Source organism: Streptomyces sp. NPDC041784 (genome assembly GCF_055591025.1).
Map to the genome: position 1 here is coordinate 44,399 of NZ_JBVJAB010000031.1, position 15,053 is coordinate 59,451.

At 72.0% G+C, this 15,053-nt stretch carries 10 protein-coding genes and 2 pseudogenes; 7 read left to right on the forward strand and 5 right to left on the reverse strand.

The window, feature by feature from the left end:
• Nucleotides 1-25: 25 nt before the first annotated feature.
• The 3 genes from ACZ6D7_RS39405 to glgX form a co-directional block, all read right to left on the reverse strand.
• Nucleotides 26-181, reverse strand: coding sequence for a hypothetical protein (locus ACZ6D7_RS39405; RefSeq protein ID WP_469501470.1), 156 nt, complete (start codon nucleotides 179-181; stop codon nucleotides 26-28).
• 357 nt (nucleotides 182-538) lie between these two features.
• Complete coding sequence (gene treY / locus ACZ6D7_RS39410; RefSeq protein ID WP_469501473.1) at nucleotides 539-2,890, reverse strand: malto-oligosyltrehalose synthase; 2,352 nt, start codon at nucleotides 2,888-2,890, stop codon at nucleotides 539-541.
• Nucleotides 2,891-3,010: 120 nt separating this feature from the next.
• Nucleotides 3,011-5,119 (reverse strand): glycogen debranching protein GlgX, encoded by a 2,109-nt coding sequence (glgX, locus tag ACZ6D7_RS39415; RefSeq protein WP_469501475.1) that lies wholly within the window; start codon nucleotides 5,117-5,119, stop codon nucleotides 3,011-3,013.
• Nucleotides 5,120-5,310: 191 nt separating this feature from the next.
• Between glgX and ACZ6D7_RS39420 the strand changes: the two genes are divergently transcribed.
• The 4 genes from ACZ6D7_RS39420 (at nucleotide 5,311) to ACZ6D7_RS39435 (ending at nucleotide 9,687) form a co-directional block, all read left to right on the forward strand.
• Nucleotides 5,311-6,129 (forward strand): Tat pathway signal sequence domain protein, encoded by an 819-nt coding sequence (locus ACZ6D7_RS39420; protein WP_469501478.1) that lies wholly within the window; start codon nucleotides 5,311-5,313, stop codon nucleotides 6,127-6,129.
• Between the two features lie 59 nt (nucleotides 6,130-6,188).
• Nucleotides 6,189-7,502, forward strand: a complete 1,314-nt coding sequence (locus ACZ6D7_RS39425) for a copper amine oxidase (protein WP_469501481.1) — start codon at nucleotides 6,189-6,191, stop codon at nucleotides 7,500-7,502.
• Nucleotides 7,503-7,604: 102 nt separating this feature from the next.
• Complete coding sequence (locus ACZ6D7_RS39430) at nucleotides 7,605-8,843, forward strand: SAV2148 family HEPN domain-containing protein (protein ID WP_469501483.1); 1,239 nt, start codon at nucleotides 7,605-7,607, stop codon at nucleotides 8,841-8,843.
• Nucleotides 8,844-8,961: 118 nt separating this feature from the next.
• Entirely contained in the window at nucleotides 8,962-9,687 is a 726-nt protein-coding gene (locus tag ACZ6D7_RS39435) for an exonuclease domain-containing protein (protein WP_469501486.1), read from the forward strand.
• A gap of 7 nt (nucleotides 9,688-9,694) precedes the next feature.
• Here ACZ6D7_RS39435 and ACZ6D7_RS39440 read toward each other — a convergent pair whose 3' ends face one another.
• Nucleotides 9,695-10,558, reverse strand: a complete 864-nt coding sequence (locus ACZ6D7_RS39440) for a phosphotransferase enzyme family protein (protein ID WP_469501489.1) — start codon at nucleotides 10,556-10,558, stop codon at nucleotides 9,695-9,697.
• Between the two features lie 158 nt (nucleotides 10,559-10,716).
• Here ACZ6D7_RS39440 and ACZ6D7_RS39445 point away from each other — a divergent pair.
• The 3 genes and pseudogenes from ACZ6D7_RS39445 to mgt all read left to right on the forward strand — a co-directional run.
• Nucleotides 10,717-11,068: pseudogene (locus ACZ6D7_RS39445) on the forward strand (hypothetical protein); the annotation flags it as partial.
• Nucleotides 11,061-11,249, forward strand: a pseudogene (locus ACZ6D7_RS39450) (sugar ABC transporter substrate-binding protein); the annotation flags it as partial. The pseudogenes ACZ6D7_RS39445 and ACZ6D7_RS39450, both read left to right, overlap by 8 nt.
• Before the next feature lie 152 nt (nucleotides 11,250-11,401).
• Nucleotides 11,402-12,601, forward strand: a complete 1,200-nt coding sequence (mgt, locus tag ACZ6D7_RS39455) for a macrolide-inactivating glycosyltransferase (protein ID WP_469501491.1) — start codon at nucleotides 11,402-11,404, stop codon at nucleotides 12,599-12,601.
• Between the two features lie 144 nt (nucleotides 12,602-12,745).
• Here mgt and ACZ6D7_RS39460 read toward each other — a convergent pair whose 3' ends face one another.
• The gene (locus ACZ6D7_RS39460; protein WP_469501494.1) at nucleotides 12,746-14,992 is read right to left on the reverse strand and encodes an MMPL family transporter; all 2,247 of its coding nucleotides are present in this window, start codon (nucleotides 14,990-14,992) and stop codon (nucleotides 12,746-12,748) included.
• Nucleotides 14,993-15,053: the final 61 nt, after the last annotated feature.

The following is a 15,053-nucleotide window of genomic DNA, read 5'->3' on the forward strand; positions in this document are numbered from 1 at the left end:
GCGGGCGGGCACGGCGGCCGCGCGCCTATGCCGCCCGCACTTCCCGCGTCACCACCCAGTGGTGCTTGCCGAGGCGGCGGACCCGGGTGAATCCGCGGCTCTCGAACAGCGCCACGGTGCCGTTGCGCAGGAAGGACGCCGACACCGACCGGCAGGCCGCGTCCTCCGGGCAGCTCTCCACTGTCGACGAAGAAACAGGTGATCCGCCAGTCGGGAGGCACCTCGGCCCGGCTCCGGCCTCGTAGGCCCGCCGGTGCGTGATCCGCGGCGGTTCGCCGACCGGCCCGAACCGGCACCAGCCGACGCACTCCGTACCGTCGTACACACCAGCGCGGCGTGCGCCCGGCCCTCGCGGACGCGGGTCTCCTTGGCGGAGCGGTTCCGCTCCGGTGTCGTGTACCGCCCGACGCCCTCCTCGTGGAACGCCATGCACCAGCGGCCGCCCCCCACGCCGTTGTGGCGCTCGACGAGCCGGGCGAAGTCCGGCCAGGTCTCCCCGTCCAGGGGTCTCGTGGTGCGGTCGTCCACGGGTTCCTCCTCAGCCCACCCGCTCCAGCAGTGCCACCGGCAGTCGCGCGAACAGCTCCGCCACACGCGCGTGCCCCGTGAACTCCCGCTCCGGAGCCAGCGCGTCCGCCCACCGCCCCGGCGGCAGCGGCAGCAGCGTCTCCCGCCAGCCGCCCGCCTCCGCCAGCCGCAGGGACAGCCGGGTCACCGCCGTGACCACCTCACCGGAGCGCGCGAACGCCAGGCAGTGCGCAGCGGCCGGACCCTCGGCCGCCAGCGGCTCGTACGTCGCCGCCTCCCCGAAGACCCCGGGCCGCCGCCGGCGCAGCCGCAGCGTGCCGACGGTGACCGCGCTCTTCGCGCTCTCCTCCTCCGCCTCCGGTGGCGGGAACCTCACGGGACGCCGGTTGTCGGGGTCCACCAGGGCGAGGTATTCGTGCTCCGTGCCCTGGTAGAGGTCCGGCACGCCCGGCATCGTCAGGTGCACCAGCGCCGTGCCGAGCACATTGGCCCGGATGTGCGGCTCCAGCGCGTCGCGCAGCGCGGCCACCCGCTCGCCCGGCGCCCCGCAGGGCCCCGCCGTGACGAACGCGGCCACCGCGTCCTCGTACGGCGGTTCCCGCTCGGTCCAGCTCGTGTAGAGGCCCGCCTCGCGCGCGTGCTTGAGCAGCGCCTCCCGGACGCGTTCCGGGGACGCCGGACCGAGCCCGAACACGGTCTGCCAGGCCGTCCAGGCGAGCTGCCCGTCCGGCGCGCCCTCCTCCGCGCGCGTGGCCAGCGCCAGGGCCTCGGCCCACCGCCCCGGGCACTCGGTCAGAACGGCCAGCGCGGCCCGTACGTCGGCGCTGCGCTTGGTGTCGTGCGTCGACACCACCGTCCCCGTGGCCGGCCAGTCGCGCTGCACGCGCGCGCAGTACGCGTGGAAGCCCGCCGGGGACACCCCCGGGCTGCCGGGCTCCCCGCCCACCTCGTTCGCCGCCAGGAAGGGCACGTACCGGTAGAACGCCGTGTCCTCCACCGACTTCGCGCGCAGCGCGGACGCCGTCTGCGCGAACCGGGCCCGGAACTCCGCGCGCGCGGGACCCGCGCCGCCGAGCACCAGAGCGCGCACCACGTCGACCGCGCCCGCCTCCTCGGGCACCACGAAGGCCTGCCGCGCCTCCTCGGCGGCCTCCTCGGTCACCACGGCCGCCGGGTCGCCCGAGGAGTACGGCCGGTACACCTTCAGGCGCACCAGCAGTTCCTCCAGCGCCGTGCGCAGCGCCCAGGGCGCCCGGTCGCGCAGGGCGGGGTCCGGGGAGGCCGCGCACACCCGGGACGCGACCCGGGTCAGCCGGTCCAGTTCGGCCGCCAGCTCGTGCGAGAGCACCCCGTACGCCGCCCGTCGCGCCGTCGCCGCCCAGTCGCCGCCACGGTCCGTCTGCGGGGCCGCGAAGCGCCGGTAGTGGTCCAGCAGCTCCCGGGCACCCTCCGGGTCCGTGAAGAGGCCGTCGACGCGGCGCAGGGCGTCGTACCCGGTGGTGCCGGCGACCGCCCAGGAGGCCGGCAGGCGCTCCTCGTCCGCGAGGATCTTCTCGACGACCGTCCAGCGGCCGCCGGTGGCCTCGTGCAGCCGCTCCAGATAGGTGTCGGGGTCGGCGAGGCCGTCGGGGTGGTCGACGCGCAGCCCGTCGAACACGCCCTCGTGCAGCAGCCGCAGCACCGTGCCGTGGGTCGCCTCGAACACCTCCGGGTCCTCCACCCGCACCCCGATCAGCTCCGAGATGCTGAAGAACCGCCGGTAGTTCAGCTCGGTGCGGGCCAGCCGCCACCACACCGGGCGGTACCACTGGGCGTCCAGCAGCTGCGGCAGTGGCAGTTCCTCGGTGCCCTCGCGCAGCGGCAGCACATGGTCGTGATAGCGCAGGACACCGTCGTCGACCCGCAGGTGCTCCAGCTCCGCCCCGACCGGACCGCCGAGCACCGGGACGAGCACCTGGCCGCCCCCCGCCTCCCAGTCGATGTCGAACCAGCGTGCGTACGGCGACTCCGGGCCCTCCCGCAGCACCTCCCACAGGGCGCGGTTGTGGCGCGGGACCATCGCCATGTGGTTCGGCACGATGTCCACGACCAGGCCGAGCCCGTGCTCCCGCGCGGTGCGCGCCAGCGCCCGCAGCCCCTCCTCGCCGCCCAGTTCCCCGCGCACGCGCGCGTGGTCCACCACGTCGTAGCCGTGCGGGGAGCCGGGCACCGCCTCCAGGACGGGTGACAGGTGCAGATGGGAGACGCCGAGCGACGCCAGATACGGCACGGCCGCCGCCGCGGCGGCGAACGGGAACGCGGGCTGGAGCTGCAACCGGTAGGTGGCCGTGGGCACGACGGGGACAGCGGGCGCAGGGGTCATGGAACCCTACGTACCCGCCCCGCCCCGATTCGTGTCACCCCGGCGGCCACCTGGCGTGCCGACGGTGTACGCGCGCCGGTGCCCCGCGCGCGGGACACCGGCCCGCCGCCGGACAGGGTCCTAGGTGGGCCGCTGGAGCACCGTCATGCTCCGGTCCACCAGGGTGAGCCGGTCCCCGGCCTGCACCTTCCGGCCGCCCTCCCGGCCCGCCGCCTCCGGGTCCGCGGTGTCGACGACCACCTGCCACTGCCGCCCGTGGTCGACCGGCACCACGAACTCCAGCGGCCGGGGCGAGGCGTTGAACATCAGCAGGAAGGAGTCGTCCGCGATCCGCTCCCCGCGCGGGCCGGGCTCCGAGATCGCGTTGCCGTTGAGGAACACCGACAGCGCCGACGCCTGCGCCCGGTCCCAGTCCCGCTGGGTCATCTCCTGGCCCTCCGGGGTGAACCAGGCGATGTCCGACAGCTCGTCGTGGGTGCCCTCCACGGGCCGCCCGTGGAAGAAGCGGCGCCGCCGGAAGACGGGGTGCTCCCGGCGCAGCCACACCAGCGCCCGCGTGAAGTCCAGCAGCTCGCAGCCGTCCTCGGGCCAGTGCACCCACGCCAGCTCGCTGTCCTGGCAGTAGGCGTTGTTGTTACCCCGCTGGGTGCGCCCGAACTCGTCCCCGTGGCTGATCATCGGCACGCCCTGGGACAGCATCAGGGTCGCCATGAAGTTCCGCATCTGCCGGGCCCGCAGCCCCAGCACCCGCGGGTCGTCGGTCTCGCCCTCCGCCCCGCAGTTCCAGGACCGGTTGTGGCTCTCGCCGTCCCGGTTGTCCTCCCCGTTGGCCTGGTTGTGCTTGTCGTCGTACGACACCAGGTCGTGCAGGGTGAACCCGTCGTGGCAGGTCACGAAGTTGATGGAGGCCAGTGGCCGGCGCCCGTCGTCCTGGTAGAGGTCGGACGAGCCGGTCAGCCGGGAGGCGAACTCCGCGAGCGTGCGCTGCTCGCCCCGCCACAGGTCGCGCACGGTGTCGCGGTACTTGCCGTTCCACTCCGTCCACAGCGGCGGGAAGTTGCCCACCTGGTAGCCGCCCTCGCCCACGTCCCACGGCTCGGCGATCAGCTTCACCTGGGACACGACCGGGTCCTGCTGCACCAGGTCGAAGAACGACGACAGCCGGTCCACCTCGTGGAACTGCCGGGCCAGGGTCGCCGCCAGGTCGAAGCGGAATCCGTCGACGTGCATCTCGGTGACCCAGTACCGCAGCGAGTCCATGATCATCTGGAGGACGTGCGGGGAGCGCATCAGCAGCGAGTTCCCGGTGCCCGTGGTGTCCGTGTAGTAGCGGCGGTCCTCCGACAGCCGGTAGTACCGCTCGTTGTCGATGCCCCGGAAGGACAGCGTCGGCCCCAGGTGGTTGCCCTCCGCGGTGTGGTTGTAGACCACGTCGAGGATCACCTCGATCCCCGCCTCGTGCAGCGCCCGCACCGCCGACTTGAACTCCAGCACCTGCTGGCCCCGGTCGCCCCAGGAGGCGTACGCGTTGTGCGGCGAGAAGAAGCCGATCGTGTTGTAGCCCCAGTAGTTGTTCAGGCCCATGTCGACCAGCCGGTGGTCGTTGACGAACTGGTGCACCGGCATCAGCTCCAGCGCCGTCACCCCGAGCCCGGTCAGGTGTTCGATCACCGCCGGGTGCGCGAGCGCCGCGTAGGTGCCGCGCAGCTCCTCGGGCAGCCCCGGGTGGCGCATCGTCAGACCCTTCACATGGGCCTCGTAGATCACCGTACGGTGGTACTCGGTGCGCGGCGGCCGGTCGTCGCCCCAGTCGAAGTACGGGTTGACCACGACCGACGTCATGCTGTGCGGCGCGGAGTCCAGGTCGTTGCGCCGGTCGGGGGCGCCGAAGTGGTAGCCGTACACCTCCTCGCCCCAGCGCACCGACCCGGCGACCGCCTTCGCGTACGGGTCGAGGAGCAGCTTCGCCGAGTTGCAGCGCAGCCCGCGCGCGGGTTCGTACGGACCGTGCACCCGGAAGCCGTAGCGCTGCCCCGGCATGATGCCCGGCACGTACGCGTGCCGCACGAAGGCGTCGCTCTCCCGCAGTTCCACCGCCGTCTCCGAGCCGTCGTCGTGCAGCAGACACAGCTCTACTCGGTCCGCGGCCTCCGTGAAGACCGCGAAGTTCGTTCCGGCACCGTCGTACGTGGCACCGAGGGGATACGCCTCTCCAGGCCAGACCTGCATGAAACGACTCTTTCAGGTGTGCCGCCGCGCCGGGGGCGCCTTGACGTCGAGTCTCCCGGAAAGTGATGGAACCACCTGCGACTTACGACCCTCTTACCTGGCGACCAGCGCATACGTCGGCATACGGCGTATGCCGAACCAGTGGGGCAGACAGACGTACTCCCGGGCAACAGGGGGAGTAGGGGGCAATTGTGCGCACGACAGTGCGCCGCCACCTGGGCAAGGTGGTGGCGGGAACGGCCCTCGCGGTGGCCGCGACAGCCGTGATGGTCGGGATCACCCTGCCAGGCACGGCGGGGGCGGACGACACCGGAGGCAGCAAGACGGGGCAGACGACAGGACAGGCGGCGGCGGGCGCCGGCGACCAGGGCGGCGCGGTGGCGCCCGGGGTCGTCGAGGCGGCCCCCGCCGACGGTGACAAGGGCACGGGCCGTGACCCGCTCACCGACGACGAGCTGAAGCGGGTCGAGCGGATCGCGCTCAGCCGCCAGCTCTTCAACGCGAGCCAGGACGTCGACGGCGACCGCGGCCCGCAGCGCCTCGGCGTGGACCTCGCCGCGCCCGAGGCCGACGAACTCGACGACCCGGCCGCGCCCCGGCGCGCCGACGTGACGTTCTACGACTACAAGAACGACACCGTCGTCACCAAGACCGTCAACCTCGACACCGGCAAGGTCGAGAACACCGCCACCCAGAGCGGAGTGCAGCCGCCGCTGAGCAACGCCGAGCAGGACGAGGCGGCCCGGCTGCTGATCGCCGACCCGCTCGGCGCCGACCTGCGCGCCGACTACCAGGACGCCACCGGCAACAAGCTCACCTCGCCGGACCAGCTCCAGCTCGCCAGCATGATCTACCGGGCGGTGCCGGGCGCCGAGCCCTCCTCCCTCGACCAGTGCGGAAAGCACCGCTGCGTGCGCCTGCTGCCGAAGGTGAAGAACGGCCCGTGGATCGACGCGAGGTCCCTGGTGATCGACCTCAGCGCCGGCCGGGTCGTGAAGCTCGCCGGCTGAGCCGTCCGCTCCGAGTCCACTTTTCCCACTCACTCCTCGTGTCTAGGAGTCATGTCCACATGCGCGTGAACCACATCAGCCGTACCCGAAAGGGCGCGGCCGTCGGCCTGTCGCTGGCCGCGCTGGCCGCCGGCGCGACCGCCGGGGCCGGTCCCGCCGTCGCCCAGCCGAAGGCGGCCCCCGCGCCGGCCGCCGACTGCAGCGCGGCCTACCGCATCGAACAGAAGCTCTCCACCGGCACCACCTGGCGCATGTGCTGGCGCTACGAGGCCAAGTCCGGGCTCATCCTGGAGAAGGTCACCTACCAGCCGCCCGGCGAGCCCAAGCCGATCCGGGTCCTCACCAGCGCCAAGATCGCCCAGATCCACGTGCCGTACGACGACGGCAAGAACGAGTACAACGACGTCACCGACTACAACTTCGGCGGCGGCCTGGTGAACCTCGCACCCGCCGAGTGCCCCGGCGGCACCATCAAGACGGTGAAGGTCCCCGAGTCCTTCAACGAGAACCCGAACGTCAAGGGCCTGTGTACCACGACCCGTTCGCGCGGCCACGCGTACCGCATGCAGGCCGAGGGCAACAAGGTCTACCAGGCGCAGGGCAAGGACCTGCTGATCTACACGGTCAACAAGGTCGGCTGGTACGAGTACATGACCGAGTGGCGCTTCTCCGACGACGGCACGGTCAACATGAACGTCGGCGCCACCGGCATGCTCTCGCCCTTCGACTACGACGCCGGCGACGGCCGCGGCTGGCCGATAGGCAAGGGCGCCCAGGCCAAGGCCACCAGCCACAGCCACAACGTCTTCTGGCGGCTCGACTTCGGCCTCGACGGCTCCTCCGCCAACAAGATCGAGCAGTACGACTCGGTGGTCAGCCCGCCCGCGAGCGGCCAGCAGGGCCCCACCAACAAGACCACCCGCACGGCCGTCACCAAGGAACTCGCGGGCGACGCCAAGAACATGCGCTGGTGGCGTGTGGTCAGCAACACCGGCAAGAACAAGGACGGCCACCAGCGGTCGTACGAACTCGTCCCCGGCGCCACCACCAAGTACTCCGGACGCGGCTTCACCAAGCACGACGTCTACTTCACCGAGTACAACAAGTGCGAGATGTACGCCAGCAACAACCCCCTCGCCTGCGGTACGGGACACCCGAAGACGGTGGACAAGTGGGTCGACGGCCAGACCCTCAAGCACCCCGTGACCTGGGTGAACGTGGGCTTCCACCATGTCGCGCGCGACGAGGACCAGCAGCCCATGCCGGTCCACTGGCAGGGCTTCTCCATCGCCCCGCGGGACGTCACCGCTATGAATCCGCTCACTCCGCCGGCGCTCGCGGGCCAGAACGGTCGGCCTGACACCGGCAGTTGAGAAACGACCTGCCCATCCGGCTGCACCGCCGACCGCTCCCGGAGTACCCTTCCTTGATCGTTGACACGGGGAGAGCTCGGGGGAGCGGAAGGCGGTGCTTGGGTGGGCTCGGGAGGGCTGGAGCTGCCCCCTGGTGACGAGAGTCACGAGGGGGGCTCCACAGACATCCCGCCCGGCACGGTGTCCCTGGCCCGGCCGATGGAGACGAACTCCATCGGACCGGAGCTGGACTGGGACGCCGACGCCTGGCGCGAGGTACGCACCCGCGCCCAGCGGGCCGGCCGGGCCTACATCTGGCTGAACCTCGTCGAACAGCGGCTGCGCGCCGTCGTGGCCGCCGTTCTGCGGCCCATCTACGAACCCGTCCACGGCGACGACTGGGTGGTCGCCGCGGCCGGCCCCGCCGGACAGGAGTGGGTGCAGCGCGCGGTCGCCGTCCGCGAAGTCAGCCGCCGCAAGGGCTACTTGCTGGACCCGGCCGACGACAACGTCATCTCCTTCCTGACGTTGCCGCAGCTGCGCGAGCTGATGGTGCAGCACTGGCCGTGCTTCGAGCCGTACTTCGACGACCGCCGCGACGTCGAACTCGCCCTGGACGAGCTGGAGGTGACCCGCAACGTCGTCTCCCGCAACCGGGCGCTGTCCGAGGCCGTCCTGGGCCAGGCCGAGCGGGCCTCCGCGCGGCTGCTGGAGATGCTCGGCACGAGCGGCGACGTGCCCTCCGCGCGGCGGCTGCCCGTCGACGCCGTCGAGGACCTCGTCGGCGACCGGTACGCGGACGTCGTCGCCGTCCACTCCGACCGGGTGCGCCTGCTGCGCCAGTTCCCCGCCGAGGACATCTTCGACGGCTCCCGCCGCATCGACGCCATCGGCATCGGCCTCAACCTGCTCGTGCAGAACTTCTCCGGCCGCCGGCTGGTCCGGCTCGCCGAGGCCGGCGCCCGCGTCCGGCTGCTCTTCCTCAACCCGGCCTCCAGCGCCGTCAAGCGCCGCGAACGCGAGCTGGGCATGAAACGCGGCGAGCTGAGCCGCGCGGTGGAGATGAACATCCTCCACATGCGCCGCGTCCGTTCCCGGCTGCGCGACCCGGGCGCCTTCCAGATCCAGGTGTACGACGAGACGCCCCGCTTCACCGCCTACCTCGTCGACGGCGACGGCACCGACGGCATCGCCGTCGTCCAGTCCTATCTGCGCCGGATGCGCGGCATGGAGGCGCCGGTGCTGGTGCTGCGCAACGGCAACCGGGTGGTCAAGTCGGGCGAGGTGGACGAAGGGGGACTTTTCGCGGCGTACCGCGAGGAGTACGAACTGGCTTGGGCGGATTCGCGCCCCGTGTCCTGAATCGTCGCCCTCGGCACGTCGCCCCCTCCGCTAAGCGGAACGCGCTCCTCTGATTGTCAGTGGCCCATGGGAAGGTGGAGACCACTGGGGGAAAGCACCACCAAGAAGGGGGGCCACGATGGCCTGGTACCGGGAGCTGCTGATCGGCTTCGACCTGGAGACGACCGGGACGGACCCGCGCGAGGCGCGCATCGTCACAGGGGCCGTGATCGAGATCCGGGACGGCCAGGTCCTGGGGCGCCGGGAGTGGCTGGCGGACCCGGGCGTGGAGATCCCGGCGGACGCCGTCGCCGTCCACGGGATCAGCAACGAACGGGCCGCCGCCGACGGCCGCCCGGCCGACCAGGTGGCGGACGCCATCGCCGACGTCCTGACCGGCTACTGGCGCACCGGCGTCCCGGTCGTCGCCTACAACGCCGCCTTCGACCTCACCCTCCTCACCGCCGAGCTGCGGCGCCACGGCCTGCCGTCCTTGCGCGACCGCCTGGGCGGCCTGGACCCGGCGCCGGTCGTCGACCCGTACACCATCGACCGCTGGGCCGACCGCTACCGCCGCGGCAAGCGCAACCTCGAAGCGGTCTGCGCCGAGTACGGCATCGCCCTCGACTCAGCCCACGACGCCTCCGCCGACGCCCTCGCCGCCGCCCGGCTGGCCTGCGCCATAGCCGACCGCCACCCCAAGGTCGCGGCCCTCGGCCCGGCCGAACTGCACCGCAGCCAGATCGAGTGGTACGCCGCGTGGGCGGCCGACTTCCAGAGCTTCCTGCGCCGCAAGGGTGAGACGGACGCCGTGGTGGACGGGGTCTGGCCGGTCCGGGAGCCCGCCGACAGCCCCACCGCGTGACACCCGCTCAGAACGGGTACCAGCGCACCTGAGCGTCCCCGTCCCGCAGGGACGCCACCCGGCGCTCGAACTCCGCCCGCGCCTTGGGGTTCGAGGGCGCGTGCTGGGCCACCCAGGCACAGCTCGCCGTCTCGCGCGCCCCGCGCAGCACCTCGCACCCCGACCACTCCCGCACATCCCAGCCGTACGCCTCGGTGAAGGAGTCGTACGCCTCGGCGGGCAGCCCGTAGCGGTCGCGGGAGAGCGCCATCACCACCAGATCGTGCTCGCGCAGATCGGCGGAGACGGTCTCCAGATCGACCAGGACCGGACCGTCGGGGCCGACGTGCACATTGCGGGGCAGCGCGTCACCGTGGATCGGCCCCGCCGGCAGCCGGGGGGTGAGCGCGGCGGCCGCCGTCGCGAAGCCGTCGCGGCGCTCGCGCAGATAGTCCGCGTCCGCCGGGTCGATCGCGTCGCCCGCGAGCCGCAGCCAACGCTCCACCCCGGACAGCAGATCGCGCGGCGGCAGCGCGAAGGGCGGGGCGGGCAGGGCGTGCAGCAGGCGCAGCAGTCCGGCCAGATCCCGGGGCTCGGCGGGCCGCACCGGGTCGGGCAGCCGGTGCCACACCGTCACCGGGTGCCCCTCGACCAACAGCGGCTCCGGCGCGGCCGCCCGCACCGCCGGGACACCGGCCCGCGCCAGCCAGGCCGCGATGTCCAGCTCGCGCCGGGCCCGGTCGAGGAGTTCGGCGGCCCGGCCCACCTTCACCACCAGGTCACCGGCGGCGAACACGGCGTTCTCGCCCAGGGCGAGGAGCCGCGCGTCCCGCGCCGGGCCGGGCAGCACCCCCGCCGCGGCCAGTACGTCCCGTGCCCTTGCCTCGTCCATCGTCCGCCTCCGTGTCGTGCTCCGACCGCTGCCGCCGGGATGCCGCCGGGGCGCCGTCGGGGAGCCGCCGGGACCCGGCCATCCGACGGTCAGTGTCGCATTCCCACAGGTCGGACGGTGTGCGCGGTGTCTTGACGGGGCACCGCGCCGTCACGACCATGGCGAGGCCCGTCACCGTCGCGGGAAGGGTGCCGGTCTTCGTGCCGTCGACGACCGAGAGAGGCCGGACCGTCCGCCGCGCGCCCGGCGCCGGACCACCCCGAAGCGCCACCGGCCGGGGCGCCTGGTTCCTCGTCCTGCCCGCGCTGATCCCCATCCTGCTGCTCAGCGCCGGCCCGCTGCTGTACGGGATCCTGCTGGCGTTCACCGACGCCCAGTCCGGCCGGACCGCGCCCACCCAGTGGATCGGCGCCCTCAACTTCCGGGACCTGCTGCACGACACCCTGTTTCTGGGAGTCCTTCCGGATCGGACTGCTCTGGGCGCTCGGGGTGACCGTCCCGCAGTTCCTCCGCCCTCGCCGCACATCTGCGCCCGGCACCCGCCCAGTCGGTACGCGGCTACCCGGAGTGGAAGGACAAGGTGGCCACCCCGGCCTTCCAGGAGTACTACAGCGGCGCGATCGACCTGGACGAGCTGCGCGGACGGCTGGAAAGGGTCGGAAACCTGGTGCTCGCGCGTTACCAGCGCTGATGGCGGCCCGTTTGATCCCCGGCCCGCTTGATCCCCGGACTGCCTGACCCCCGGACTGCCTGACCCCCGGGCTGCCTGATGCCCGGCCTGCCGGGTGCCGACGGGGATATTCATGTTGCACGAGACGTATCGTCTTGCCTAGGGTCGATGACATGACCAGTCCCGCTCACATCGCCATGTTCTCCATCGCCGCCCACGGCCACGTGAACCCCAGCCTGGAGGTGATCCGCGAACTCGTCGCCCGCGGGCACCGGGTCACCTACGCCATCCCGCCCGTGTTCGCCGAGAAGGTCGCCGACACCGGCGCCGAGGTGAAGCCGTGGCACTCCACCCTGCCCTCGCCCGACGACGACCCCTCCGTCTGGGGCAGCACCCTCCTCGACAACGTCGAGCCCTTCCTGGCCGACGCCATCCAGGCCCTGCCCCAGCTGATCGAGGCGTACGACGGGGACGAGCCCGACCTCGTCCTGCACGACATCGCCTCCTACCCGGCCCGTGTCCTCGCCCACCGCTGGGGCGTGCCCGCGATCTCCCTGTCGCCCAACCTCGTCGCCTGGGAGGGCTACGAGGAGGAGGTCGCCGAGCCCATGTGGGCGGAGCCGCGGGAAACCGCCCGGGGAAAGGCCTACTACGCCCGTTTCCAGGCCTGGCTGGAGGAGAACGGCATCACCCTGCACCCCGATCCCTTCGCGGGCCGCCCCGACCGGTCGATCGTGCTCATCCCCAGGGCGCTGCAACCGCACGCCGACCGGGTCGACGAGCGCGTGTACTCCTTCGTCGGCGCCTGCCAGGGCGACCGTGCCGCCGAGGGGGAGTGGACACGGCCCGCCGATGCGGAGAAGGTCGTCCTGGTCTCGCTGGGGTCGGCCTACACCAAGCAGCAGCCGGACTTCTACCAGGAGTGCGTGCGGGCTTTCGGTGACCTGCCCGGCTGGCACCTGGTCCTCCAGACCGGCAAGCACGTCGGCCGCGCCGAACTGGGCGACACACCGGAGAACGTCGAGGTGCGGTCCTGGGTGCCGCAGTTGGCGATCCTGAAGCAGGCCGACCTGTTCGTCACCCACGCCGGCGCCGGCGGCAGCCAGGAGGGGCTGGCCACCGCCACCCCGATGATCGCCGTACCGCAGGCCGTGGACCAGTTCGGCAACGCGGACATGCTCGTCGGGCTCGGGGTCGCCCGGCGGCTGGACACGGAGGCCGCGACCGCCGAGGCGCTGCGGGAGGCCGCCCTCGCACTCGTCGACGACCCGGAGGTGGCCCGTCGGCTGAAGACCGTCCAGGCCGAGTCCGCACAGGAGGGCGGCACCCGCCGGGCGGCCGACCACATCGAGGTGGAGCTGCGGGGGCGCTGAGCACGGGAGAGGGCCCGTTGACTCCCCAGGAGGTCAACGGGCCCTCGGATCAAGCGATTTCAGCAGCCGGAGCCGTCTCGGAATCTGTGTCGTAGCCCCTTCGGGCTCCGCTTCGGAAACGGTCGGCCGGGTGCGCGAGCGGTGTCAGACGCGCACCCGCTCACCCTCGTCGTCCCGCGCGGCGGGGGCGATCGCCTCCGACGACTCGTCGTGCGTGAGGTCCGGCAGCCAGCGCAGCCACGACGGCAGGTACCAGTTGCGCTCGCCGAGCAGCGCCATCACCGCCGGGAGCAGCACGCCGCGGATGATCGTCGCGTCGATCAGCACCGCGGCCGCCAGGCCCACGCCCATCTGCTTCATGGACTGCATGGACAGCGTTCCGAAGATCGCGAAGACGGCGACCATGATGACGGCGGCGCTGGTCACGACCCCGGCCGTGGTGACGACACCGTGCTGGATGGCGTCGTTCGTGCTCCGCCCCCGCAGTCGCGCCTCGCGGATCCGGGAGACCACGAACACGTGGTAGTCCATCGACAGGCCGAACAGGATCACGAAGAGGAACAGCGGCAGCCAGGTGATGATGGCGCCGACGCCCTCCGCGCCCACCAGCGAGGCGCCCCAGCCGTGCTGGAAGACGGCGACGAGGATGCCGTACGCGGCGCCCACCGACAGCAGGTTGAGCACGATCGAGGTGATCGCGACCGTCAGCGAGCGGAACGACAGCAGCATCAGCGCGAAGGCGAAGACCACGACGAACGCGAAGACCGGGGCGACCGCTCCGGCCAGCTGGTCGTTGAAGTCCTGCGAACCGGCCACCTGTCCGGTGATCGGCGCCTCGACGCCGTCGACCTTGCCGAGCGTCGCGGGCCGCACCTCGTCGCGCAGCTTGCTGAGACTCGCGCCCGCCTTGTCGAGGTCGGAGCCGCCGACCAGCGGGACGTACACGTAGGCGATGTTCTGCGCGTCGTGCATCTTGATCTCGACCGGGCCGCGCGAGGCACCCGAACTGACCGCCTGCTCCTTGAACTGCTGGAGCGCGGCCTTGACGTCGGCGGCGTTGATGTCGTCCGCCTTGACGACCACCTCGGCCGGCTCGGAGCCGCCCGGGAACGCCTCGTTGACTCGGTTGTAGGTCTGCACGATGGGCAGCGAGTCGCCGAACTCCTGGTCCAGGGTGAGGTTCTGGGTCTTCATGCCGACCGCGGGAGCGGCGATGGCGAGCAGCGCGCCGGCCGCCACCAGGACCGAGACGAGCGGCCGGGCGAGGACGCCCTTCAGGACGGCCGTCCAGAAACGGCTCTCCCCGTTACCGTTCTTGCGGCGCCGCCGCAGGAACGGTATCCGCCCCTTCTCCACCCGCTCGCCGAGCAGCGACAGCAGCGCGGGAAGCACGGTCACCGAGCCGATCATGGCGACCGCGACCACCATCAGGGAGGCCAGACCCATCGCCTCGAACGTGGCGAGCCCGGTGAACAGCATGCCCGCCATCGCCACGCACACCGTGACACCGGAGACGATCACGGCCCGGCCGCTGGTCGCGGCGGCGATCCTGAGAGCGGTTTCCGGGTCCCGTCCCGCCGCCCGCTCCTCGCGCTCGCGGCGCAGGTAGAACAGGCAGTAGTCGACACCGACGGCCAGACCCACGAGCAGCATCACCGAGCTGGCGGTCTCGTCCATGGGCTGGAAGTGGCTGACGATGCTCATCAGGCCCATCGTCGCGATGATCGCCGTCATCGCGAGTGCCACCGGCACCAGGGCCGCGACCAGCGCGCCGAAGGCGACCAGCAGGATGCCCAGGGCCACCGGCACCGCGGAGTACTCGGCCTGCTGGAAGTCGTCGCCGAACGCGTCGTCGAACGTCTTCATCATGCTGGCGCCGCCGATCTCCTCGATCCGCAGCGACGCATGGTCCTTCTGGACCCCCTCGACGGCCTTCAGTACCGGCTCGACCCGCTCGCCCGCGGTGTCCGATTCGCCGCGCATGTCGAACTGCACCAGCGCGCTGTGTCCGTCCTTCGAGATGGTCTCGGCGTCGTACGGCGACGTCACGTCCGTGACCTCGCCGGTCGCCTCGACGGCCTTGACGACCGCGGCGACCGCGTCCCGGAACGCGGGGTCCGTGGCCTTGACGGAGCCGTCCCTCGACTGGACGAGGACCGTCTCACTGGCCGGCTCTTCGATCCCGGCGTCCTCGATGATCAGGGCGGCCGTGTGCGTCTCGCCCTTGAGCTGGTCGCTCTCCTTGACCTCGACCGTGCCGACCGCCGAGCCGATCCCCATGGCCAGGACGACGAACAGTACCCAGATGCCGACGGCAGCCCATCGGTGGCGTGCGCTCCAGCCGCCGGCCCGGGCCGCAAGGCCCCGTACCCGCGTGTCTTGGTTCCCCATGATGGGCTTGCCCCCTCGTGAGCGGTGACAGCCCCCTGCCGCCACCTTTCGTTTCGAAGGT